General features: G+C 72.5%; 20 protein-coding genes. 9 read left to right on the top strand and 11 right to left on the bottom strand.

Annotated elements, in window-relative coordinates; translation table 11 throughout:
* Positions 1–4: 4 nt before the first annotated feature.
* Together ACFPIJ_RS48375 and ACFPIJ_RS48370 are read right to left on the bottom strand one after the other, a co-directional pair.
* Complete coding sequence (locus ACFPIJ_RS48375; protein WP_380126267.1) at positions 5–1,363, bottom strand: DUF1501 domain-containing protein; 1,359 nt, start codon at positions 1,361–1,363, stop codon at positions 5–7.
* A 4-nt stretch (positions 1,364–1,367) separates the two neighbouring features.
* Complete coding sequence (locus ACFPIJ_RS48370) at positions 1,368–3,290, bottom strand: DUF1800 domain-containing protein (RefSeq protein ID WP_380126266.1); 1,923 nt, start codon at positions 3,288–3,290, stop codon at positions 1,368–1,370.
* Between the two features lie 168 nt (positions 3,291–3,458).
* Here ACFPIJ_RS48370 and ACFPIJ_RS48365 point away from each other — a divergent pair, with 168 nt between their 5' ends.
* Positions 3,459–5,618, top strand: a complete 2,160-nt coding sequence (locus ACFPIJ_RS48365; protein WP_380126265.1) for a sensor histidine kinase — start codon at positions 3,459–3,461, stop codon at positions 5,616–5,618.
* The gene (locus ACFPIJ_RS48360) at positions 5,615–6,016 is read left to right on the top strand and encodes a roadblock/LC7 domain-containing protein (protein ID WP_380126264.1); all 402 of its coding nucleotides are present in this window, start codon (positions 5,615–5,617) and stop codon (positions 6,014–6,016) included. The genes ACFPIJ_RS48365 and ACFPIJ_RS48360 overlap by 4 nt, the downstream gene beginning before the upstream one ends.
* Here ACFPIJ_RS48360 and ACFPIJ_RS48355 read toward each other — a convergent pair.
* Genes ACFPIJ_RS48355 through ACFPIJ_RS48345 form a run of 3 tightly spaced genes read right to left on the bottom strand, consistent with a single transcriptional unit; the run spans position 6,011 to position 8,054 of the window.
* Positions 6,011–7,024 carry a YihY/virulence factor BrkB family protein gene (locus ACFPIJ_RS48355; protein WP_380126263.1) on the bottom strand — a complete coding sequence of 338 codons (1,014 nt, stop codon included), beginning with the start codon at positions 7,022–7,024 and terminating at the stop codon, positions 6,011–6,013. The genes ACFPIJ_RS48360 and ACFPIJ_RS48355 overlap by 6 nt on opposite strands.
* 36 nt (positions 7,025–7,060) lie before the next feature.
* Positions 7,061–7,450: a response regulator gene (locus ACFPIJ_RS48350; protein ID WP_380126262.1), complete on the bottom strand. Its 390-nt coding sequence runs from the start codon at positions 7,448–7,450 to the stop codon at positions 7,061–7,063.
* A 58-nt stretch (positions 7,451–7,508) separates the two neighbouring features.
* Positions 7,509–8,054, bottom strand: coding sequence for a copper resistance CopC family protein (locus tag ACFPIJ_RS48345; protein WP_380126261.1), 546 nt, complete (start codon positions 8,052–8,054; stop codon positions 7,509–7,511).
* Positions 8,055–8,258: 204 nt separating this feature from the next.
* Here ACFPIJ_RS48345 and ACFPIJ_RS48340 point away from each other — a divergent pair, with 204 nt between their 5' ends.
* Entirely contained in the window at positions 8,259–9,098 is an 840-nt protein-coding gene (locus ACFPIJ_RS48340; protein ID WP_380126260.1) for a hypothetical protein, read from the top strand.
* Here the strand turns inward: ACFPIJ_RS48340 and ACFPIJ_RS48335 are convergent.
* Entirely contained in the window at positions 9,029–9,436 is a 408-nt protein-coding gene (locus ACFPIJ_RS48335; protein WP_380126259.1) for a MerR family transcriptional regulator, read from the bottom strand. The two genes, ACFPIJ_RS48340 and ACFPIJ_RS48335, sit on opposite strands and share 70 nt — an antisense overlap.
* 47 nt (positions 9,437–9,483) lie before the next feature.
* Between ACFPIJ_RS48335 and ACFPIJ_RS48330 the strand changes: the two genes are divergently transcribed.
* The 4 genes from ACFPIJ_RS48330 to ACFPIJ_RS48315 all read left to right on the top strand — a co-directional run bounded on the left by ACFPIJ_RS48330 (position 9,484) and on the right by ACFPIJ_RS48315 (position 14,588).
* The gene (locus ACFPIJ_RS48330) at positions 9,484–10,470 is read left to right on the top strand and encodes an aldo/keto reductase (RefSeq protein WP_380126258.1); all 987 of its coding nucleotides are present in this window, start codon (positions 9,484–9,486) and stop codon (positions 10,468–10,470) included.
* Positions 10,471–10,696: 226 nt separating this feature from the next.
* Positions 10,697–12,526, top strand: a complete 1,830-nt coding sequence (locus tag ACFPIJ_RS48325; RefSeq protein ID WP_380126257.1) for an anthranilate synthase family protein — start codon at positions 10,697–10,699, stop codon at positions 12,524–12,526.
* Positions 12,527–12,555: 29 nt separating this feature from the next.
* Entirely contained in the window at positions 12,556–13,371 is an 816-nt protein-coding gene (locus ACFPIJ_RS48320) for a YhjD/YihY/BrkB family envelope integrity protein (protein WP_380126374.1), read from the top strand.
* A 38-nt stretch (positions 13,372–13,409) separates the two neighbouring features.
* Positions 13,410–14,588: an MFS transporter gene (locus ACFPIJ_RS48315; protein WP_380126256.1), complete on the top strand. Its 1,179-nt coding sequence runs from the start codon at positions 13,410–13,412 to the stop codon at positions 14,586–14,588.
* A gap of 233 nt (positions 14,589–14,821) precedes the next feature.
* Here the strand turns inward: ACFPIJ_RS48315 and ACFPIJ_RS64605 are convergent, their stop codons facing one another.
* The 5 genes from ACFPIJ_RS64605 to ACFPIJ_RS48290 all read right to left on the bottom strand — a co-directional run bounded on the left by ACFPIJ_RS64605 (position 14,822) and on the right by ACFPIJ_RS48290 (position 20,270).
* Entirely contained in the window at positions 14,822–16,111 is a 1,290-nt protein-coding gene (locus ACFPIJ_RS64605) for a methyl-accepting chemotaxis protein (protein ID WP_460494626.1), read from the bottom strand.
* Positions 16,112–16,266: 155 nt separating this feature from the next.
* Positions 16,267–17,190, bottom strand: a complete 924-nt coding sequence (locus tag ACFPIJ_RS48305) for a sugar kinase (protein ID WP_380126255.1) — start codon at positions 17,188–17,190, stop codon at positions 16,267–16,269.
* Positions 17,191–17,491: 301 nt separating this feature from the next.
* Positions 17,492–18,205 carry an SDR family NAD(P)-dependent oxidoreductase gene (locus ACFPIJ_RS48300; protein ID WP_380126254.1) on the bottom strand — a complete coding sequence of 238 codons (714 nt, stop codon included), beginning with the start codon at positions 18,203–18,205 and terminating at the stop codon, positions 17,492–17,494.
* Complete coding sequence (locus ACFPIJ_RS48295) at positions 18,202–19,128, bottom strand: dihydrodipicolinate synthase family protein (protein ID WP_380126253.1); 927 nt, start codon at positions 19,126–19,128, stop codon at positions 18,202–18,204. Before ACFPIJ_RS48295 ends, ACFPIJ_RS48300 begins: the two co-directional genes overlap by 4 nt.
* Positions 19,125–20,270, bottom strand: coding sequence for a mandelate racemase/muconate lactonizing enzyme family protein (locus tag ACFPIJ_RS48290; RefSeq protein ID WP_380126252.1), 1,146 nt, complete (start codon positions 20,268–20,270; stop codon positions 19,125–19,127). Before ACFPIJ_RS48290 ends, ACFPIJ_RS48295 begins: the two co-directional genes overlap by 4 nt.
* 85 nt (positions 20,271–20,355) lie before the next feature.
* Between ACFPIJ_RS48290 and ACFPIJ_RS48285 the strand changes: the two genes are divergently transcribed.
* On the top strand, positions 20,356–21,159 hold the full coding sequence (locus tag ACFPIJ_RS48285; RefSeq protein WP_380126251.1) for an IclR family transcriptional regulator: 804 nt from the start codon (positions 20,356–20,358) through the stop codon (positions 21,157–21,159).
* Positions 21,156–21,598 (top strand): carbohydrate ABC transporter permease (locus ACFPIJ_RS48280; protein WP_380126250.1); only part of this gene is annotated, 443 nt, incomplete at its 3' end. The genes ACFPIJ_RS48285 and ACFPIJ_RS48280, both read left to right, overlap by 4 nt.

Below are 21,598 nucleotides of genomic sequence, written 5' to 3'. Positions count from 1 at the left end.
AAGATCAGCCTTTGAACACGCCCAGCGTCTTGAACTGGTGGTTGGGGAAGATGGCCGCCGAGTCCTGGACGTTGAAGCGCTTCTTGAGCATCTCGGCGAGGATGTCGCGGTAGTCGTTGGCTCCCGCGACGTCACCCTGGTCGAGCGCGCCGGGGGACAGGCCGGGCCAGTTGCCGTGGACCTTGCCGCCGTTGAGGCCGCCGCCGAGGAGCAGCATCGCGTTGCCGTGGCCGTGGTCGACGCCGACGTTGCCGTTCTCCTGGACGCGCCGGCCGAACTCGCTCATCGTGATGATGGTCGTGTTGTCGAGCAGCGGGCCGAGGTCGGTGGCGAAGGCGCCGATCGCCTCGGACAGGTTGGTCAGCGAGTTGCGCATGTCGCCGCCGTCGACCTTGCCGAGGTTGGTGTGCATGTCCCAGCCGCCGACGTCCAGCGCCGCGACCCGCAGGCCGACGCCGCCCTTCATGAGCTGCGCGATGTCCCGCAGCCGGTCGGCGAGGCCGCCGCCGGGGTACTGGACGCCCTCCGCCGGGCGGTACTGCGAGTTCGCGATCTTCTGCGCGGTGTTGATCGCCTGGATGGTGCCGGCGGCGGTGCCCGCGAGCGGGTGGTCGAGGCCTGTGTAGAGGGTCTGCAGCGCGGCCATCGTCTGGCTGCGCATCGCGTCGTTGTCGATGCGGAAGTCGCGGATGCCGTTGAGCACGATCGCCTGCTCGCCACCGACGAGGGAGCGCGGCAGCGCCGAGCCCTGCGCGACGGCGCGGAACGTGGTCCCGGGGCCCATCTGGGCGAGGACCCGGTCGAGCCAGCCGGTGCGCACCGCGACGGAGGCCGCACCCCGCTCGAGGGCGTCCTGCGCCTGGAAGTGGCTGCGGCTGGCGTCGGGGGAGGCGACCGCGTGCACGGCGGCCATCTTGCCGGCCTGCCAGAAGGGGTACAGCGCGGTCATCGCCGGGTTGAGCCCGAAGCCGCGGCCGGCGGGCAGCAGCGCCGCCATCGGGATCGCGATGTTGGGCCGCATCTGGCGGTAGTTGGGGTCGTCGCCCGGCGCGACCACGGACAGCCCGTCCATGCCGCCGCGCAGGAAGATGACGACCAGCGTGCCCTTGGTGTCCTCGGGCGCGGCGAACGCGACGCGGCTGGTCACCAGCTGCGCGCCGAGCGCGGCCACGCCGACGAAGCCGGCGCCCTGCACCAGGCGGCGGCGGGTGAAGCCCTTGCTCCAGCGGTCGCGCTCGGCGTCCAGCTCATCGGAGACCTGCTCGGCGTGGACGCGGATCGCGGCCTCGCACAGGTTGGGCCCGTGCCGGCGGAGCTCCTCAAGCGAAGCCGGTCGGCGTTCACCTTCAGGCAAAGGAATCATGACCTCACCGCAGCGCGTGGTAGACGGAGTCGAGCACCAGTGGCGCCAGGTTCGGCAGCTTCCCGCCGAGGTTGGCGTCGGTGATCCGGGTGTCGGGTTTCGCGCCGAGGAACTTGATCAGCGCGTCCCGTTCGGCGGGCTGCATCGGCTGGAAGATCAGCCGGTTGCACAGCACGTCCAGGTAGGTCGCCATGGTCGCGGCGGGCTGGGTGACGAGGGAGTCGGCGCGCGGGTTGTTGAGCCCCTTGAACGACTGCTGCAGGAAGGCGCGGTGCGAGTTCCAGGTCTCCAGCATCCCGGCCGCCGAGCTCCAGGCGTTCGCGACGTCGGGGTAGCCGTCCGGCGGCTCCCACCCCAGCGGCGCCTGGCCGAGCTTGCGGGTGAAGTTGTACAGGTCCTCGAGGGCCTTGCCGGTGTCCGCGCCGGGCTTGGTGCCCACGACCCGGGCGGTGGCGACGAAGTTCTCCAGGGGCCGGCGGGTCTTCAGCCCGGCCGCGATCCAGAACTCCAGGGACCGGAACAGCACCTTGAGCACCGGCACGATCGCCGAGCCGCTCTGCTGGTACGCGGTCGCGAGCCGGTCGACGAGGGACTGCGGCGGGGTGTCGCAGACGAAGCGCACCGCGAGCTTGCGCGCCACGTACTTCGCGGTCGACGGGTGCGTCGCCAGGTACAGCAGGTACGCGTCGCCGACGGCCAGGCCGTCCTTCGCGGACTTGTTGGCGTGCTGGAAGCCCAGCACCTTCACCGCGCCGGTCCAGTGCCGGTTCTGCTCGTACTTGAACACGCCCTCGCGGGTCGCGGTGCGGCCCGTCATCAGGTACGCCGAGTTGCGGACGTCCTTCTCGTTGTAGCCGCCGTCGATGCCGACGGTGTGCAGCTCCAGCAGCTCCCGGCCGTAGTTCTCGTTGACGTTGCGCTTGTCCGAGGACGTGTTGTCCAGGTAGCGCATCATCGCCGGGTCCCGGGCGGAGGCGATGAGCATGTCGGAGAACTTGCCCAGGGCGTGCTTGCGGATGACGTTCACGTCGTACGGCACGCGGGTGTCCCAGCCGCCGTCGAACGGGCTGGTGATGTTGAGGTGGTTGTTCCAGAAGTCGACCATGACCTCGTAGAGCTGGCGGTTGCTCCAGACCTGCCGGGCGATGACGGCCTTGGTCAGGTCGTACATCGCCTTGTTGTCGCCCTCCTTGACCGTCGCGCGGATCTCCGCGGTGGTCATGGTGACGGTCGGCGTGGTCTTCAGCGCCGCTTCCGCGACCGGGTCGGGGATCTTGTCCGGTTCGAGCTGCTGGTCGATCCAGCCGTCGATGCCGAGCTCCTTGACCGCGGCGACGTCGGCCTGCGTCGGGCCGAACGTGCAGCGTCGCAGCAGGTGCAGGACCGGGTCGCGGTTGAGCGGCGACGGGAAGCGCGGCGTGGCGCGCATCGCGGCGACGGCGGCGGCGGACGCCGAGTCGGCGGTCCCGGTCGCGCCGAGGTCGTTGAGGTCGCCCTGGCCGCTGGTGTAGCTGGAGTCGCGGTTGGAGAACGAGCCGGCGTCGCGCGGGGAGACGTTGCCGCCGCCCTGGCCGGTCTTCACCATGTCGTCGGTGTCATCGGCGGGCCGGCCGAGCATCACGGCCGCGCCCGATCCGAGCCCGCCGATCGCGACCGCGCCGCCGCCGAGGGCCATGAGCGCCTGGCGCCGGTTGCGCATCAGCTCGTGCAACGCGGGCCGTCCCGCGCGCAACCAGGCGGGTGCAGGTCCTCTGGAGGTCCTCGCGGCGGGAGGTGTACCGGTGTGCGCCTCGCCGTCGTCCGCGGCCGGCGACTCAAGGACGCGTGGCATCGGAAATTCGCCTGTGTAGTCGGCGAAGAAGGCGCCCTTGACCTTTTTGGGCGAATCGGACGCGGGGGTGTCGTCCGAGAAGAGCCGCTCAGGCATCCCTGAACCCTAATGAGCGCGTGATCTCGCATTCAAGCCAGCAGGTGCGGGTCCGACTCAACTTTGTCTTTGTTCTTGCTTAAGCCGAGCGCATACCGCGTCAATGCGTGGAATTCGGGCGACTACCTGAAGTTATCTCTTCCGCACGTAACGCAAGAGGGTGTACGCATGAGGAAGCCGAATAGGGAGGCGGTGGGGGTCGTGGCCGACGCTGCGCCGGTCCGCCGACGTCGGGGGGTGACGATCGCCGACATCCCCGTCGCCGGGAAGCTCGCTCTCATCCTGGTCCTGCCGCTCGCCGGGCTGCTCGGCCTCGCCGGCGTCGCCGCGTCCGTCTACGCCGCGCAGAGCGGCCGCATCGGCGACCTGCGGGGCGCCGTCGCCGCCGGCACGGAGGCCGGCCGGGTCACCGACGGCCTGCAACGCGAGCGCCTCGCGCTGGCCCGGCTGCTCAGCGCAGACGGCTCCCGCGACGCGTTCGCCACCGAGGCCGCCGGCACCGACACCGCCGTCGCCCGGTTCCGCGCCGCCGCCGCGCACGTCGACGGCGGCGCCGCGCTGGCCCGGGCCGTCGACGGCCTGGACGGGCTCGCCGTGCTGCGCGCCCGGGTGGCCGACACGTCCGGGCAGCTGGTGCTGCTCGGGTACCGGCAGCTGATCGCCGACCTCGTCGCCTTCCAGCAGGGCATCGCCGAGCGTCCCGCGCCGCCGGCCGTCGCCGCCGCGATCCGGGCCGCCGGCTGGCTCGCCGAGGCCCGGGAGGAGCTCGCCCTGGCCCAGCTGGGGACCTTCCGCGCCGTCGCGGCGGGGGAGCTGACCCCGGCCGAGCGCGACGAGGTGGTCGCCCACCGGGCCGCCGCCGCGGGCGCGTTCGAGCGGTTCGCCGCGGCCGCCACCCCGGCGTGGCGCGCGCAGCTGGCCGGCCTCTCCCTGGATGTCGAGCGGCCCGGGCCGGTGCCGGCCACCGCCACCGAAGCGACCCGGACCAGCCTCACCCAGCTCGACGGCCTGCGCGACCTCGCCGACCGGGTCGCCGCCGACAACGCCGCCGCCGTCACCGACGCCCGTGACCGGCAGAACCGCACGATCATCCTCGGCCTCGCGGCCGTCCTGCTGGTGGCCGCCGCCGCGGTCTGGCTCGCCGTCGCCGTCGGCCGGTCCCAGCGTCGCGGGCTGCGCGCCCTGCTGCAGGCGCCGGCCGCCGAGATCGCCGCCGGTGGGCGGGACGAGATCGGCCGGGTCACCGAGGCGTTCAACGCCGTCCGGCGGGAGGCGGCCCGGGCGGCCGCCGAGCAGGCCGCGCTGCGCACCGGCATGAGCGGCGCGTATGCCGACCTCGCCCGCCGCTCCGCCCGGCTCGCCGACGCGCTCCTCGAGCGCCTCGACGACGTCGAACGCGACGAGGCCGACCCGGACCGGCTCGCGGCGCTCTTCGCCGTCGACCACCTGGCGACCCTGCTCCGTCACGACAATCACAGCCTGCTCGTCCTCGCCGGCGCCGGCACCGCCCGCGAGCACCCCGCCCCGGTGCCGCTGCTCGACGTGCTGCGCGCCGCCCAGTCGCAGATCGAGGCGTACCAGCGGGTCGAGTACGGCCGGGTCGACGACGACGTGGCGGTCGAGCCGGCGGCCGTCGACGGGGTCGTGCACCTGCTCGCGGAGCTGCTCGACAACGCCGCCAGGCACTCGCCCGCCGACCGGCCCGTGGTCGTGGAGGCCCGGCACACCGGCGACGGTGCCGTCATGCACGTCGCCGACCATGGCCCCGGGGTCGACCCCGCCCGCCTCGAGGAGCTCAACGGCCGGCTCACCGATCCGGCCCCGTTCGGCCCGCGGCCGGGGCTCACCGTCGTGGCCCGGCTCGCCGCCCGGCACGGGCTCGACGTCACCATCCTGTCGTCGCCGCATGGAGGGCTGGTGGCCGCGGTACGGCTGCCGCCCGCGCTGATCGTGTCGGCGCTGCCTGTTGTGCCGCCTGTTTCGGCCCGTCCCCTGCCGCCGCGGGTGCTCGAACGCAGTCCCGCGCTGCCCGGGGCCGAGCCGATGGACATCCCGCATCCACGCAAGGACGGCGGCCGGCTCCCGGCCGTCCGGGCTGGTGTGACGGCCGACGGGCCCACGGTCGAGGCCCGGGCGTTCGACGGCGACCCGCCGCGGCGTACCGTCGAGCCCGGCCCCGCTCCTGTCTCAGCTCCCGGCCCTGCTCCGGTCTCCGCTCCGGTCGAACCCGACGACGTCAGCGACCTGCTGTCGACCTACCAGCACGCGATCGGTCGTTTCGACGCCGTGGCGGTGCCGGTGAACCAGGAAGGACATGCCACGTCATGACAGCTCCCACGGGGCTCGACTGTGTGCTCAGCGGCTTCACGGAACGTGTTGCCGGCGTCCGTCACACGGTCGCGGTCTCCGGGGACGGCCTGCTGGTCGCGGCGTCCGACGAGCTGCCACCCGAACGCGCCGACCAGCTCGCCGCGATGGTCGCCGGCGTGGTCTCCCTGGCGCAGGGCGTCTCCGCGTGCACCGACGCCGGCCCGGTCCTGCGCACGATCGTGCAGATGGGGCACAGCCTGCTGTTCGTCATGACCCTCGGCGACGGCCGCACCCTCGCCAGCCTGGCCACGATGGTCCAGCCGGGCTGCGACGTGAGCCAGGTGGCGTTCGAGATGACCGGCCTCGTCGACCAGGTCGGCGCCGTCCTGACCCCGGCCGCGCGGTCGTTCTCATAGGTCCGGATCCCGGTCCTCCGTGGCCTTCAGGTCCGGATCCCGGTCGTCCTTGACCTTGCTGGCGTCGCGCAGGGGGATGAACGGCTCCTTCTCCTGCGGCATGCCGCCCTGGATGGCGCGGCCGCGTTCGAGCTCGGCGTCGAACTCGGCGCCCAGCAGGATCGCGATGTTGGAGATCCACAGCCAGACCAGGAACGCGATGATGCCGCCCAGCGTGCCGTAGGTCTTGTTGTACGAGCTGAAGTTCGACACGTAGATCGCGAAGCCGGCGGAGGCGGCCAGCCAGATGAACACGGCCAGGCCGCCGCCCGGGGTGACCCAGCGGAAGCCGGTCTGGCGGGCGTTGGGGGAGGCCCAGTAGAGCACGGCGAGGATCAGCAGGACGATCAGCAGCAGGACCGGCCACTTCGCGATGTCCCAGATCTGCACCGCCTGCTGCGACAGCCCGATCCAGCCGCCGACCTTCTCGGCGAACCGGCCGGTGAAGACGATGCTCATCGCGGCGACGGAGATCAGGACGCCGACGACGACGGTGACGCCGAGGCGGATCGGCAGGACCTTCCAGATCGGGCGGCCCTCGGGAACGTCGTAGATGGCGTTGGCGGCGCGGATGAAGGCGCCGACATAGCCGGAGGCGGTCCACAGCGCGCCGAGAAGGCCGACGATGGCGAGGAAGCCGGCCGAGCCGGAGCCCTGCTTCAGCTCGTCGACGGCGCCGGTCACCGGCTCGGCGACCGACTTCGGGAACAGCTCCTGGGCGTTGCGGATGACCGCGTCCTGGGTCGTGTCGGTGAGCAGCATGCCGGACACGGCGAGCAGCACGAGGATGCCGGGGAAGATGGACAGCACCCCGTAGTAGGTCAGCGCGGCGGCCCAGTCGGTGAGGTTGTCGTCGTTGAACTCCTTGACCGTGCGCTTGAGCACGTCGATCCAGGAGCGCTTGGTGAGCTGCGAGAGCCGGCTCGGGGGGTTGTCGAGCTGGGGGCCGCTCTCGTCGTCCTGCGCCATGCCGTACCTATGCCCTGCCGGTGAGCGGGGATAACGCTACGGTGCGACCCTTCCGGCCCGGATGAGCGCGACCTGCACCATGTCGACCAGTTCGGTGGCGCGGAACGGCTTGGCGATGACCGAGGCGTCCTCGCCGAGCTCGACGACGGCGGCGTCGAAGTACGGCAGGCCCGACATGTACATGATGAGCGCGTCAGGACAGTTGGCGCGCACCACCTCGGCGACCTGCACGCCGGAGCCGTCGTTGAGCTTCAGGTCGGTGATGGCGAGGTCGATCGCGGCGGGGTGCTCGACGCAGACGCGTTCGGCGCCGGCGAGCCCGGACGCCGTGTACACCTCGGCGCCGGCGCGGCTGAGCACCCGTTTGACGATCTCGCACAGGTCCGGCTCGTCGTCGACGACGAGGACGCGTAGGTGCTCCAGCATGCCTTTACGATAAATCGTGATTGTGCCGGACTTGCCGTACTTGGCCGATGTGCGTGGCTTACTTCGCGGGGTTGGCCGGTCGGATCCGGCGCCGGCTGAACCCGAGGAACACCACCAGCACGCAGGCCACCACCAGCAGCACCGCCGCGTAGGTCCACCAGGCCGGTCGGCCGGCGGGCGTCGGGGTGGCCGCGGCGGGCGGCGGGGTGATGCTCGTGACGAAGTCGGCGGGTGCGGCGGCGGCGCTGGTCGCGGGCGGCGGCGCGACGGTCGGCGACGACGTCGGGGTCCGGGTCGGCTTGGTCGAGGAGCTGCTCTTCGTGCCCGTGGTCACGGTGAAGGAGAAGCTGCCGTTGCCCGCCACGCCGCCGCTGCCGCTGGCGGTGTAGGACACCGTGTAGCTGCCCGGCGGCCCGTCGGGCACGCCGAGGGCGATGCGGGCCGTCTCGTTGCGCACGCTGACGGTGCCGAGGGCGACCGTGGCGTTGTCCGGTCCGAGCAGGGTGACCTGAGCGCCCAGGATCTTGTCGTTGAAGACCAGCTGGAGCTCCTGTGGCAGGTGCCCGACCCGGGTCTCCGCGCCCGGGGTGCTGCTGGCGAGCATGAGCCGCGGTGCATATGCGGTTGCAATTGACGGAAACGGCAGGATGCCAAGAATTCCGACAATTATCGCGGCGAGAACTGAACTCCGCCTGACCACACCAACAAATCGCCCGGTCATGGGCGGAAACGATAGTGCATTGACGTCAGCGATGCGCGGTCGACGGTGTTAGCGTGCCGTTTCATGCAGGGCAGTTGGCGTGAACTGGTGCAAATCAAACGGCCTCCGGCGCCGACCCCGGCGAGCCGGCGGCTGCGGCGGATCGTGCTGCTCACCGCCGTGCTGACGCTCGGCGCGGACCTCGTCAACCTGGAGTACGCGGCCGAGGGCGGATTCGGTCTCGGCGTGCGGACCTTCTGGGCGATGCTGCGCGCGCTCGGATTCCTGTTCCTGATGCGGGAGATCCGCTGGGGGCGGCTCACCGCCCGGCCGTTCGGGTTGATTCTCGCGATCACCACGGTGTTCGCCTCGGCCCGGCTCGCCCAGCCCCGCGAGGACGGGTACCTGCCGCCGTGGCCCGTCCTGGTGGCCCTCACGGTCATCCTGGCGCTGTGCGCGGTGGTGGTGTGGCAGCTGTTCCGCTCGCCCGACATCGCCGCGCACCTGACCCGCCGCCCGCCGAAGCGGCCGATCCCGCCGTGGGCCCTGACCGCGCGGGTCGCGGCGCTGTCCTACTCCGCGCTGCTGACGGTGCCGTGCCTGGTCGCCGCCGGCACGCTGTGGGACGAGCCGCGCCAGCCCCGCTCGACGGCGGTGCCGCTGGTCATCTCGTGGTTCGTGCTCGGCATCGCGGTCGCCTTCGTGGCGTCGCTGATCAGCTTCGCGATGATGTTCGGGCACACCTGGGCCCGCGTGCTCCTCGCCATGATCAGCGTGTTCGTGCTGCTGGTGCAGCCGGTGCTGTGCTGGCTGATGCTCGGCGCCGACGGTCTCATCCGCGACGGCATCCCGCTCGTCCTCGCCGCGCTGGTCTGCCTCTACGGCCTGGCCAGATCCGGCGCCGGCAGGCCCACCATGGCAGCCGGCACCTCCTCGACACCGGTGTAGACGCTGATCTTGTACTCGATGAGCGCCAGGTCGGTCTGCAGCTCGGCGATCTTCTGTTTGACCTGCCGGCGGTGCTCCTCGAGCAGCTCGCGGCGCTCGTCGAAGGTCGCCGGTCCGACCCGGCACAGCTCCGCGTAGCGGCGCATCTCGGCGATCGTCATCCCGGTCGCCCGCAGGCGGGTCAGCAGCTGGAGCATGCTGACGTCGCGCTCGGAGTAGCGGCGGTGACCGTTCCAGTCCCGCTCCGGCGGGTCCAGCAGGCCCGCCCGCTCGTAGTACCGCAGCGTGTGCGCGGTCAGCCCGGTCTGCTCGGCCACCTCGGCGATGGTGTGCTCCATGCCGCCAAGCTTGCCTTAGAGCGCGCTCGAAGGGGGAGGGTGGAGGCATGCGACAGCGAACCCTTGGCACTCTGACCACGTCGGCGCTCGGCCTGGGCTGCATGGGCATGAGCGAGTTCTACGGCCCGGGTGACGACGCCGAGTCCGTCGCCACCATCCACCGCGCCCTCGACCTGGGCGTGACGTTCCTGGACACCGCCGACATGTACGGCCCGTTCACCAACGAACAGCTCGTCGGACGGGCCCTTGCTCAGTTGGGTGCCGGCCGCCGCGACGAGGTGACCCTGGCGACGAAGTTCGGCATCCAGCGCGACGGCGGCACCCGCAGCATCAACGGCCACCCCGACTACGTGCGGGCTGCCCTCGACGCGTCCCTCGCCCGCCTCGGCGTCGACCACATCGACCTGTACTACCAGCACCGCGTCGACGACCGGGTGCCCATCGAGGACACCTGGGGCGCGCTCAGCGAGGCCGTCGCCGCGGGCAAGGTCCGCCACCTCGGCATCTCCGAGGCGTCGGCGGAGACGGTGCGCCGCGCGCACGCCGTGCACCCGGTGACGGCCGGGCAGTACGAGTACTCGCTGTGGACCCGCGACCCGGAGGACGGGGTCCTGGCGACGTTCCGTGAGCTCGGCATCGGCCTGGTCGCCTACAGCCCGCTCGGCCGCGGCTTCCTCTCCGGTGAGATCACCGATCCGTCGCAGTTCGACCCGTCGGACTTCCGCCGCTCCAACCCCCGCTTCCAGGGCGCGAACTTCCAGCGCAACCTCGACCTGGTCGCCGAGGTCAGGTCCCTGGCCGAGGCGAAGGGCGTCACGCCGGCGCAGCTCGCCCTCGCGTGGGTCCTCGCGCAGGGCGACGACATCGTGCCGATTCCCGGGACGAAGCGGCAGCGGTACCTGGAGCAGAACGCCGCCGCGGTGGACGTGGTCCTCACGGCGGACGATCTGGCCGCGATCGAGAAACTGGCCATCGGCAGCGACGTCGCCGGGACGCGGTACGCCGCCGAGACGATGGGATCGCTGAACCGCTGATCGGTTGGTTGCCCCCGGGCGGTGCTGGCGCCGCCCGGGGGTTCGTCGTATGGTGGTCGACGTGTCCGCGTTCCAGAACAGTTGCTGGTGGCCCGCCTGACGAGGCGGCCCACTTCCGCGTGACACCCACATCCGCGGCCGCCCTTTCCGGCGGTCGCTTTTTCGTTCCCTCCTCGTAGGGGCCGGCCGCCCGGACGGACGGCCAGACCTGAGAGGGACGACCCGAATGCTGCCCGACCTGACCCGCCCGTTCGCCCTGCTGCGCCGCGAGGGCCGCGACGTCGTCGAGGTGCTCGCCGGCACCGTCGTCACCGTCGCCTCGCTCGCCGACATTCCCGACGAATCGCTGTCGCTGGTGCCGTTCCGGCAGGTCCGCGAGCGCGGCTTCGACTGCGTTGACGACGGCACGCCGCTGTCGGTGCTGCGCATCGCGTCGCGTGCGCTGCATCCACTTGCTGACGTCGTTGCCTGTCTGTCCGCCGTGCCGGTGGTGTTGTCCGGTGGCGCGTTCGACGTGTCCGACGACGACTACGCGACGATCGTCGCCGAGGTGCTCCGGGACGAGATCGGCCGTGGCGAGGGGTCCAACTTCGTCATCCACCGGGTGTTCGAGGCCGACGTCGACGGCGACCCGGTCGCCGCGGCCCTCGCCGTGTTCCGGCGGCTCCTGGAGCGGGAGCGGGGCGCGTACTGGACGTTCGTCGTGCACACCGGGGACCGCACCCTCGTCGGCGCCACCCCCGAACGGCACGTCAGCGTCGAGGACGGCCTGGTCATGATGAACCCGATCAGCGGCACGTTCCGGCACCCCGGCGGCGTGCCGGACCGGGAGGCGGTGCTGCGGTTCCTGACCGACCGCAAGGAGATCGACGAGCTGTCCATGGTCCTCGACGAGGAACTCAAGATGATGGCGACCGTCGCGACCGAGGGCGGGCAGGTCGTCGGCCCGTACCTCAAGGAGATGGCGCACCTCGTCCACACGGAGTACCTCCTCGCCGGCCGTAGTGCACTGGACGTGCGGGACGTGCTGCGCGAGACGATGTTCGCGCCGACGGTCGTCGGCAGCCCGATCGAGAACGCGTGCCGGGTCGTGGCCCGGCACGAGCGGCGTGGCCGTGGCTACTACGGCGCCGTCCTCGCCCTCATCGGCCGGGACGCCGCCGGCCGGCAGACCCTCGACGCGCCGATCCTCATCCGCACCGCCGACATCTCCGCTTCCGGCCGGCTGCGGGTGCCGGTCGGGGCCACGCTGGTGCGGCACTCGACGCCGGCCGGCGAGGTCGCCGAGACGCACACGAAGGCCGCGGGGGTGCTCGCCGCGCTGGGCCTCGGTGGGCCTGTTGAGGTTTCCGCGCCGACGTTGCTCGCCGCGGACCCCGGGGTGCAGGCCGCGCTCGTCGCGCGCAACGCCACCCTGGCGCCGTTCTGGCTGCAGGACCACCACACGCGGGCCCTGGCGACGCCCCAGCTCGCCGGGCGGAGGGTCCTCATCGTCGACGCGGAGGACACGTTCACCGGCATGCTGCACCACCAGTTGCGGGTGCTGGGGCTGGACGTCACCCTCCGGAAGCACACGGACGTCTCATCCGTCGCCGGTTTCGACCTCGTGGTCCTCGGCCCCGGGCCGGGCGACCCGCGACGGATCGAGGAGCCGAAGATGGCCGCGATGCGGGCGGTCGCCGCGCGGCTGCTGGCCGACGGCACGCCCACCCTCGCCGTGTGCCTCGGCCACCAGCTGCTGTCGGGGCTGCTCGGGCTGCCGCTGCGGCGCAAGGCCAACCCGTATCAGGGCATGCAGCGCGACATCGTGTTCTTCGGGCGGCCGGCGATCGTCGGCTTCTACTCCACCTTCACCGCGACGCACCCGCACGACCATTTCTCCAGTGAGTACGGCGACGTGGAGCTGTCCCGCGACCCGGCCAACGGCGACGTGCACGCCCTGCGCGGGCCGACGTTCGCCGGGGTGCAGTTCCATCCCGAGTCGGTGCTCAGCTACGACGGCATCGACCTGCTGCGCGCCATGCTCACCACACTGTTGCCGGCCGCCGTGTCGTAGCCGTCCGGGGTGGGTACCGGGCGGTCGTGATGCGTCTGGTGCGGGTCGTCCTGCGGTTCTTCCACGGCCGTGACCTGAACCTGCACGCCGGCGCCGTCACGTTCTACGGCGCGGTCGCCGTCGTGCCCGTCGCGCTGCTCACCATCAGGCTCGCCGGGCTGATCGCCGGCGCCGGCCGGGTCCGCGACCTGGCCGGCCCGGTGATCGCGGCGATGCCGGACCGGCTCGGTGCCGACCGGGCCCTCGCGGTGCTCGTCGACGCGGGGCTCGGCATGTCCTGGCTGCTGACCCTGACCGCCCTGCTGCCCGCCACCTGGTACGGCGAGGGCCTGCGCCGCGCGTTCGCCTCCCTCGCCGGCTCCGGCCCTGATGCGGCCCCGGTCTCCGGCTGGCGGGGGCGGCTGCTGATCCTGCCCGTCCTCGCCGTCGCTCCGGTGCTTCTGCTCGGTCTCCTCCTCGTGCTGACCGGCGCCGCACGTCGCTTGCAGGACGGTGGCTGGTCGAGCGTCGGGGCGGTGGTCATGTCGTTCCTTGCCGCCTGGCTGGCGCTCAGCCCCGCGTTCGTCATGGTGTACCGGTGGTGCGCCCCGCCCACGCCGAGCTGGGCCCCGACGGTCGTGGTCGGCGCGTTCACGGCGGCGAACGTGTCCGGGTTCGCCCACGGGTTCGTCCTGTTCTGGTCGCTGCCGCTGGACCTCGGGGTGCCCTTCGGCGGCCTGGACGCGGTCGGCGCGATCGTCGCCGTCCTCTTGTGGCTGTACGTGCTGCACCTGCTGACACTCATCGGATACGGTGCGACCCTGCAGGCGAGCCGCTGGTGGGCCTTGCGCTCCGCAGTTTCGTGAACGATGCTTCCGAAGAATTCTCACCATTGGGGGCCTTCATGCGGGACCGCCGGGCAAGACTCAGCGTCGCCGTGGCGTACCTCGTCCAGGGCTTCTGCTTCGCCGCCCTGCTGACCCAGGTCGGCGTCCTGCAGGACAAGTTCGGCTTCTCCGACGGTGAGCTCTCCCTCGTCCTGCTCGCAGTCCCCGTCGTGGCCGGCGTCGGCAGCGTCCTGGCCGGTCTGCTCTCCACCCGCCACGGCAGCTCCCCGGTGCTGCGCGCCGGTGGCCCGGGCGTCGCGCTCGCCATCACCGCGGTCGGCCTCGCCGGGCAGGCCTGGCAGCTGTACCTGGCGCTCGCCTTCGTCGGCCTCATGCTCGGCGTCGTCGACGCCACCATGAACATGCAGGGCGTCAGCGTCGAACGCCGCTACGGCCGCCCGGTCCTGAACTCCTTCCACGCCGTGTGGAGCGTCGGCGCCATCTTCGGCGCCCTGGCCACCGCCGGCACGTCCCGGCTGGACTGGTCGATCGCCGCGTCGCTCGGCTCCGTCGCGGTCGTCGGCGCGATCCTCGCCGTCGCCGCCGGCCCCTGGCAGCTGCGCCGCGCCGAGGAGGTCGCCGACGTGCCACCCGGCGTGGCCACCGCCGTCCCGTGGCGCCCGGTCATCCTGGTCGGCGTCGCGATGATGCTCATGTTCATCGCCGACTCCGCGGTCTCCAACTGGAGCACCGTCTTCCTCGACAACGCCTTCTCGGCGAGCACCAGCGTCGCCGCGCTCGGCCTCGCCGCGTACCAGGCGATGATGCTCGTCGGCCGCACCGCCGGTGACCTGATCGTGCGCCGCTTCGGCCCGGTCGGCGTCGTCTCCGTCGGCGGGGTCGTCGGTGGGCTCGGTCTCGGCCTGGTCGCCGCGTCCCAGTCCGCCGCGATGGGCATCGCCGGGTTCGCCGTGGTCGGCATCGGCCTGTCCCTGGTCGTCCCGCAGTCCTTCTCCGCCGCGGGCCGCCTCGACCCGGCCGGCACGGGCGTCGCGATCGCCCGCGTCAACCTGTTCAACTATGTCGGCTTCGTGGTCGGCGCCGGGCTCATCGGCGCGGTGGCGGAGGGCGCGTCGCTCCGCCTGGCCTTCGTGGTGCCGGCGGTGCTCGCGGTGGGGATCGTCGCCCTGGCGCCGGCGTTCCGCACCACGGCACCGGCCCCGGCGGCGGAAGTGCCGGCACCCGCCACCCCCTGACCGCGTGATAGCCGGCTGACCGCGTGATCGCCGGCTGCTCGCGTCGTGGGCGTTGGCTGTCCGCGTTGTGGCGTCGGTTGTTCGCGTGGGCGTTGGCTGTCCGTGCCGTCCGCACCGTGGCACCGGCCCTGGCGGCGGAAGTGCCGGCACCCGCCACTCCCTGACCACATGGTTGCCGGCTGTCCGCGTTGTGGCGTCGGCTGGCTGTGGCTGTGGCGTGGGCGTCGGGCCGGTCAGGGTTGGTGGGCGGTGGCGCTGACCTTCTCGGCCGCTGCCGCCACCGAGCCGCGGGTCGTGGCGGCGAGGCTGGTCTGCTCGAACAGCGACGCCTCGACCTCGCGCTGAGCGGCCGCGACCGTGCCGAGCCGGTCCGCGACCCCGCCGACCGCGTTCGCCGCCGCGGCCGCGCCCGCGGTGACCTGCCCGACGGTCGTCTCGATCCGGCCGGTCGCGGCGGCGGTCTGCGCGGCGAGATCCTTGACCTCGTTGGCGACCACGCCGAAACCCTTGCCGGCCTCCCCGGCGCGGGCGGCCTCGATCGTCGCGTTGAGCGCGAGCAGCTTCGTCTGGTCCGCGACCGCCTGGATGAGCCCGGCCACGGTCGCGATGTCGGCGATCGCCGTCTCAAGCTCGCTGATGACGGTGCGCGCGTGGTTGGAGTCGCTGAGCGCCGCCTCGACGTCGGTGACGGCGTCGCGCACCGTGCCCGTCATGCCGGCCAGCTTCTGCTCGAAGGACTCCATCGCCGCGCCGGCCTCGGCGCCGAGCTGGACCCCGGCGTCGGCGACGTCGGCCAGCACGGTCTCCAGCTGCCGGCCGAGCCGTTCGCTGTGGGCCACCTGCTCCGCGGCGTTGCTCGCGGCGGCCTCCTCACGCCGGGTGGCGTCGTCCGCGGCGGCCCGCAGCGCTGTCTGGTTCTCGGCCGCGACCCGGGCGCGGTCCGCGTCGACCTCGGCCTCGGCGTTGGCGGCGAACCTCCAGTACGTCAGCTGCGTCAGGCACATCGCGATGACGAAACCGGCGTGCATGAGCACGAACAGGATCGGGTGGTCGCGGGCCTGCGGGCTGCTGAACAGCATGTCGGGCATCGCCAGGGCGACCAGCAGGTGGTGCGCGCCGACCAGCAGGACGGTGACGAACAGGGCCACCCAGTCCTGGTACAGGCTGACCAGCCCCACCACGACGAAGAAATGGAAGTGCAGGTCGGTGAGGCCGTTGCCGGCGTGCACGAGCGCGGCCGCGGCCAGGACCATCCCCGTCGACACGGCGACCGCGGCGCCGCGCCTGCTGCGGGCGATGTTGCCGGCCACCGCGCAGATCAGGACACCGGCGTTCGCCGACCAGACCAGCCAGGCGCCGTCGTGCGCGTGCTCGCCGGTGATCGTGTGGCCGTTGAGGACGCTGATCAGGACCAGCACCGGCAGGTGCAGCCACAGCAGCAGTCGCAGCGCCCGATGTCTGGACTGGAAGGCCGCGTCGCTGAGCCGGACCTTCGGCATGAGCCAGGCGAGGACTCCGGGCATGACGTTCGACGCTCCCTCTGGTCGGTTGACCCCGGGACCCTGCAAGAGGACCCAACCGCCCATCGGCCGCTGGAGGGCGAACTGAAGGGTGTTCGCCCCATTCGTGCCGATCGGGTGCCCGCCCGCCGCCGTGGGACGGGCACCGACCGGCGCTGTCAGCCGGCCTCCGCCAGGAGCGCGGCGGCCTCGGCCGGGGACGGCAGGCCGTCGGTGTCGCCGGCCGTCGCGACCACTCCCGCCGCGAACCGGGTGCCGAGCCACGCGGCGCCCCTCGGTCCGATCCCGCGGAGACGGGCGGCGAGATAGGCCCCGGCGAACGCGTCTCCGGCGCCGACCGGGTCCACCACCCGCACCGCCACCGACGGCAGGTGGGTCGGCGTGCCACCCTCGTGCCAGCAGCCGCCGGCACCGGCTTTCAGCACCACCTCACCCACGCCGGCGGCCCTGGCCTGCGCGAACACCGCAACGGGATCGTCGGTGCCGAAGAGCGGCACCGCTTCGTCCATCCCGAGGAGGAGGTACGTCGTCAGCGGCAGCAACTCCGTCACAACCCCCACCGCGCCGTCCAGCCCGGGGCGCAGGTTCGGGTCCACGGCGACCGGGATGCCCTTGGCGTGCGCCTCGCGGGCCAGCCGCAGCACCGCCCGCCGCGGTCCGGCGCCGAGCGCGGCGGTCAGGCCGGACACCGCGACCAGGTCCGGCCCGGCGGCCAGCGCGCGGTCCGCGTCGGCCTCGTCGAGGACGGACGCGGCCGAACCGGCCCGGTAGTAGTACACCCGCCGGGCGCCGTCGGGTTGCACGTCCTTGACGAACACCCCCGTCGGCCGGGTCCCGTCGACGGCCACCAGGCCCGTGCCCACCCCGAGGCCGGCCGCCGCCGCGACGACCCTCCGGCCGAACGGGTCGTCGCCGACCCTGCTGCAGAACGCCGTCCGGGCGCCGGCCCGGCCCGCCGCCGCGAGGAGGTTCAGTTCGGCGCCGGCCACATGCACCGACGCCGACCGGCACGCCTCGAGGGTGCGGTCGGTGGGCTGGAAGAGCACCATCGCCTCACCGAGCCCGACGATGAGCCCGCTCATGCCACCCACCGCCGCCGTGGACCACCGCATCCCACGCCGACCCGTCCGGCGACACGGCCCGCGGGCTGTCCCACGTGCCGTTGCCTGGCCGGTCGGGTGGACGGTCCCGCATACCGTCGCATGGCCGGCTGGGTGGCCGGTCCCGCGTGCCGTGGCATGGCCGGCTGGGTGGCCGGGGCTGCGTGCCGTCGCGTGGCCGGTTGCGTTGCTGGGGCCGCGTGCCGTGGCATGTTCGGGCGGGTGGCTGGAGCCGCGTGCCGTCGCGTGGCCGGCCGGGTGGTCGGGCTGGTGGCCGGGGCGGTCATGACAGCCACCGGGCGCGCAGGTCCGGGCGGAGGAACGCGGCCGGCGAGGCGATCGACAGGCCGCCGTCGACGGGGAGGCAGGCGCCGGTGATGAAACCGGCGCCGGGCGAGGCCAGGAACGCGACCGCCGCCGCGACCTCCTCCGGCCGGCCGACCCGGCGCAGCGGGTACCCCTCGGTGACATCGGGCAGGTGCTCGCCGCCGATCATGCCGGGCGCGACGGCGTTGACGCGGATGCCGCGGGGCCCGTACTCGAGGGCGAGCTGGCGCACCAGGCCGTCCAGGCCCGCCTTCGCCGCGGCGTAGGACGGCAGACCGGGCGCGGCGAGGAAACTGTTGACGGAGGTGACCGCGACGATGCTGCCGCCGGAAGGCAGGTGCGGCAGCGCCGCCCGGCAGGCGTAGAAGGCGCCGGAGAGGGTCACGTCGATCGCGGCGCGCCACTCGTCGTCGGTCTGCGTCTCCGCGGGGGAGACCGGCATCACCGCCGCGGCGAGGACGAGCACGTCGAGCCGCCCGAACAGGGCCGCGGCGCGCTCCACCACCGCCGTGGCACCGGCACTGGTGGAGCAGTCGGCCGCCCAGCTCGCCTCGAACGCGGGATCGTCGGTGGTGTCCAGGGCGGCACCCGCGACCCGGTCACCGGCGAACGCCCGGCCGATCGAGAGCCCGATCGGCGAGGTCGCCCCGAGCACGAGCACACCCCTCACCGGGCAGGACCCCCGACCTCTTCCGTACCCCCGAGACCGAGGTCGTCCAGGATCAGGGCCAGCGCGGCAAGCGTGGCCGGGTCGGCGTCGACGGCGGGAGCGCGGACCGTCGTGGACGCGATGATCCCCCGCCGGTGCAGCACGTGCTTGTGGATCGACCACGCGATGCCGGGCTGCAGCCCGAAGCGGATCAGCGGCAGCAACCGGTTGAACCCGGCCCGGGCCTCGGCCGCCGCCCCCGCCTGGTACGCCCGCAGGACGGGCCCGAGCAGGTCCGGGAACTCGCTTGCAGGCATCGTGCCGACGGCGCCCCGGGCGTACTCCTCGAGCACGAACAGCGCGTTCTGCCCGCCGAGCACGAGGAAGTCCGTGGCGGTGGCCTCGATGACCGCGCCGACCTTCGGGGTGGTCGGCTGGGTCTCGACCTTCACCGAGTCGACGCCGTCCAGCTTCGACAGCTCGACGATGAGCGGCACCGGCAGGTTGACCCCGGTCGACGCCGGCGCGTCCTGCACCATGACCGACAGCCCGCCGGCCGCCGCGACGGCGCCGTAGAAGTCGACGATCTGCGCGGGGGAGGGCTTCACCATGAACGGCGGGATCAGCATGGCCACGCTGGCGCCGGCGTCGGCCGCGGCCCGGCACTGGTCGATCGCGTCGCCGGTGCCGGTCGCCGACACCCCGGCGACGATCGGCAGCGCCGGGCCGAGCGCCTCGCGGACCACCGCGAGGATCGCCGCCCGCTCCGGCGTGGTCAGCGTGAAACCCTCGCTGGCGAAGCCGAACACGGCAACCCCGTCGACGCCGGAGCGCACGGAGAACTCGACGAGCCGGCGCAGGCTGCCGGTGTCCAGCGAGCCGTCGGGGTGGAACGGGGTGGCGAGCACGGGGATCAGCCCGCGCACGTCGGCGGAGCGGCTCACTGGTCCTCCAGAAGGGCGGTGATGTCGACGTCGACGCCGAGGCCCGGCGTGGTCGGCACGTGGAACGACCCCGGTCCGCCGGTCAGCGGCCGGGTCAGGATGCGGTTGGCGACGGGGAAGGGTCCGGGCTGGAACTCGAAGACCGGCATGGCCTCGATCGCGGCGGCGACGTGGATCCCGGCGGCGAGCACGACGCCGAGCCCGACGGAGTGGTGCGGCGCCACCGGCACGTGGTGCACGGACGCGATCTCCGCGATGGCCATGGCCTCGGTGATGCCGGTGCGGCCGACGTCGGGTTGCGCGACGTCCAGGGCCCGCTCCTGCAGCCACAACTTGAACTCGAAGCGGTTGCGCAGTGTCTCGCCGACCGCGACGGGGGTGATGAGCGCGGCGGCCAGCTCGTGGTGGCCGTCGACGTCCTCGGGGGCGAGGGGTGCCTCCAGGAACCAGGCGCCGCGCGCGTCCAGGGCCTTGCCGAGGCGCAGCGCGTCGGCGAGGTCGTAGGCCCAGTGCGCGTCGACGGCGACCCGCATGCCGGTCGCGGCGACCGCGTCGAACGTGGCGAGGTCCTCCTCCACCCCACGGCCGAGGTGGAGCTTCACCGACGTTGCACCCTGCGCAATCCAGTTGCGGGCGAGGGCCGCCCGCTCCGGGTCGGTGGCGACCGGAAGGCCGGAGACGTAGGTGGGCACGGTGTCGCGGTACGCCCCGCCGAGCAGCGCGTGTACGGGCAGCCCGGCCGCCTTCCCGGCGAGGTCCCACAGCGCGATGTCCACGGCGGCGAGGGCGTCGGCCTGGTGACCGACGAGGTGGCCGCGCTCCCGCATGAGCCCGGTGAGCCTGGTCCACAGCGGCCGGACCCGGCGCGGGTCCTGTTTCAGCAGGGCGGGCGTCAGCAGCCGGTCGACGATCGCCTGCACGATCTCCGGCCCGACGGGTGCGAGTGCCTCGCCCCAGCCCTCCGTGCCGTCGTCGCAGGTGATCCTGACCAGGAGCGTTTCGTAACGGTCCGAGTACAGGCTGCGCCACGGCGGCCGAGTGTAATAGTCCGACTTTTCCGGATTCTCCCGGGTGGCGGCGCCCAGATAGACGTCGTCGCCCCGCAGTTTCAGCGGAAACGTCGTCACGTCAACGATCTTCACCGAGCACCACCGCCCTGCGGTTGACCACTTGCAGCATGCGGGATATCTTGCCGTATCACGCAAGTAACTTCCAGAGAGGGTCCCGATGGCTTCGGATGTCGGAAGCAACCAGAGCGTCGAGCGGGCGCTGACGGTGCTGCGGGTCTTCACGGCCGGCCGCTCCGAGCTGCGCGTCTCCGACGTCGCCAAGCTCGCAGACCTTGGACTCTCCACCGCGTCGCGCCTGCTCGCAACCCTGGAGGCGGCCGGTTTCGTCGACCGTGACCCGGTCAGCGGGCTCTACCGGCTCGGCCTGGACACGGTCAGCCTCGGCGGCGCGGTGCTCAACAGCCACCCCGTGCACCGCGAGGCGCGCCAGATCGCCCAGAACCTGGCGGCCGACCTCGGTCTCGGCGTCAACGTCGCGGTCCGCCGCGACGCCAGCCTCTTCTACCTGCTCAACTTCGAGGGCCGGCAGGCGCCACGGGCGTTCGTCCTGGCCGGGCAGCGCAACCCGCTGCACGCCACCGGCCTGGGCAAGTCCCTGCTGACGGGTCTGACGCCGCTGGAACGGCGGGGGCTGCTGCCGGCGAGCGCCCTGGTGGCGTACACGCCGCGGACCATCACCACCCACGAGCAGCTCGACGCCGAGCTCGACCGGACCGCCGCCCGCGGCTACGGCTCGGAGCTGGAGGAGCTGGCGCTCGGCCGGGCCTGCGTCGCCGCCCCGATCCGCGACGGCGCCGGCAGTGTCGTCGCCGCGTTGTCGGTGTCGGGTCCGCTCTCCGCAATTGACTTGCAGACCCGGGAGGTCGCACTGTCACGGATCGTCATCGAGGCCGCCGACTCGATCAGCATCGGCCTCGGGTACGTCGGACCGGCCCACCACCCCAGCGCGGTGTCGCTGTGAAGGACCGGACGTTCGGGTTCCTGCTGACCCTGCCGGCGCTCGCGCTGCTCGGCGCGGTCGTGCTCTACCCGCTCGTCGGGTCGCTGTCCACCAGCCTGTTCAACCAGAGCCTGGTCCTGCCCGGCCGCTCGTTCGCCGGCCTGGACAACTTCAAGGAGGTGCTCCAGCGCAACTTCTGGCCGGTCCTGGAGCACACGGTCGTGTTCACCGTCGGCTCGACCGTGGTCCCGGTCGTCATCGGTTTCGCCCTCGCCCTGGCGCTGAACACGAAGTTGCGTGGGCGGGCGGTGCTGCGTGGGTTGTTCCTGATGCCGTGGGTGATCCCGGGTGTGGTGGTGTCGTTCGTGTGGCTGTGGATTTTCAACGCGAACTACGGTCTGCTCAACGGTCTGCTCGTGCAACTGCACCTGGTTGACGAGCCGATCGTGTGGCTGGGCAG

This window comes from Dactylosporangium cerinum, from assembly GCF_042653625.1.
GTDB classification, from domain to species: Bacteria; Actinomycetota; Actinomycetes; order Mycobacteriales; family Micromonosporaceae; genus Dactylosporangium; species Dactylosporangium cerinum.
Note: the sequence above shows the minus strand (reverse complement) of the source record. Positions and strands in the feature narration are given on the sequence as shown.

Coding starts and splice junctions, on each gene's coding strand:
- ACFPIJ_RS48345 (WP_380126261.1), bottom strand. CDS start 8,054: ATGCTCGCCAGCAGCACCCCGGGCGCGGAGACCCGGGTCGGGCACCTG.
- ACFPIJ_RS48350 (WP_380126262.1), bottom strand. CDS start 7,450: ATGCTGGAGCACCTACGCGTCCTCGTCGTCGACGACGAGCCGGACCTG.
- ACFPIJ_RS48315 (WP_380126256.1), top strand. CDS start 13,410: ATGCGGGACCGCCGGGCAAGACTCAGCGTCGCCGTGGCGTACCTCGTC.
- ACFPIJ_RS64605 (WP_460494626.1), bottom strand. CDS start 16,111: ATGCCCGGAGTCCTCGCCTGGCTCATGCCGAAGGTCCGGCTCAGCGAC.
- ACFPIJ_RS48285 (WP_380126251.1), top strand. CDS start 20,356: ATGGCTTCGGATGTCGGAAGCAACCAGAGCGTCGAGCGGGCGCTGACG.
- ACFPIJ_RS48325 (WP_380126257.1), top strand. CDS start 10,697: ATGCTGCCCGACCTGACCCGCCCGTTCGCCCTGCTGCGCCGCGAGGGC.
- ACFPIJ_RS48365 (WP_380126265.1), top strand. CDS start 3,459: ATGAGGAAGCCGAATAGGGAGGCGGTGGGGGTCGTGGCCGACGCTGCG.
- ACFPIJ_RS48305 (WP_380126255.1), bottom strand. CDS start 17,190: ATGAGCGGGCTCATCGTCGGGCTCGGTGAGGCGATGGTGCTCTTCCAG.
- ACFPIJ_RS48320 (WP_380126374.1), top strand. CDS start 12,556: ATGCGTCTGGTGCGGGTCGTCCTGCGGTTCTTCCACGGCCGTGACCTG.
- ACFPIJ_RS48355 (WP_380126263.1), bottom strand. CDS start 7,024: ATGGCGCAGGACGACGAGAGCGGCCCCCAGCTCGACAACCCCCCGAGC.
- ACFPIJ_RS48375 (WP_380126267.1), bottom strand. CDS start 1,363: ATGATTCCTTTGCCTGAAGGTGAACGCCGACCGGCTTCGCTTGAGGAG.
- ACFPIJ_RS48370 (WP_380126266.1), bottom strand. CDS start 3,290: ATGCCTGAGCGGCTCTTCTCGGACGACACCCCCGCGTCCGATTCGCCC.
- ACFPIJ_RS48335 (WP_380126259.1), bottom strand. CDS start 9,436: ATGGAGCACACCATCGCCGAGGTGGCCGAGCAGACCGGGCTGACCGCG.
- ACFPIJ_RS48360 (WP_380126264.1), top strand. CDS start 5,615: ATGACAGCTCCCACGGGGCTCGACTGTGTGCTCAGCGGCTTCACGGAA.
- ACFPIJ_RS48330 (WP_380126258.1), top strand. CDS start 9,484: ATGCGACAGCGAACCCTTGGCACTCTGACCACGTCGGCGCTCGGCCTG.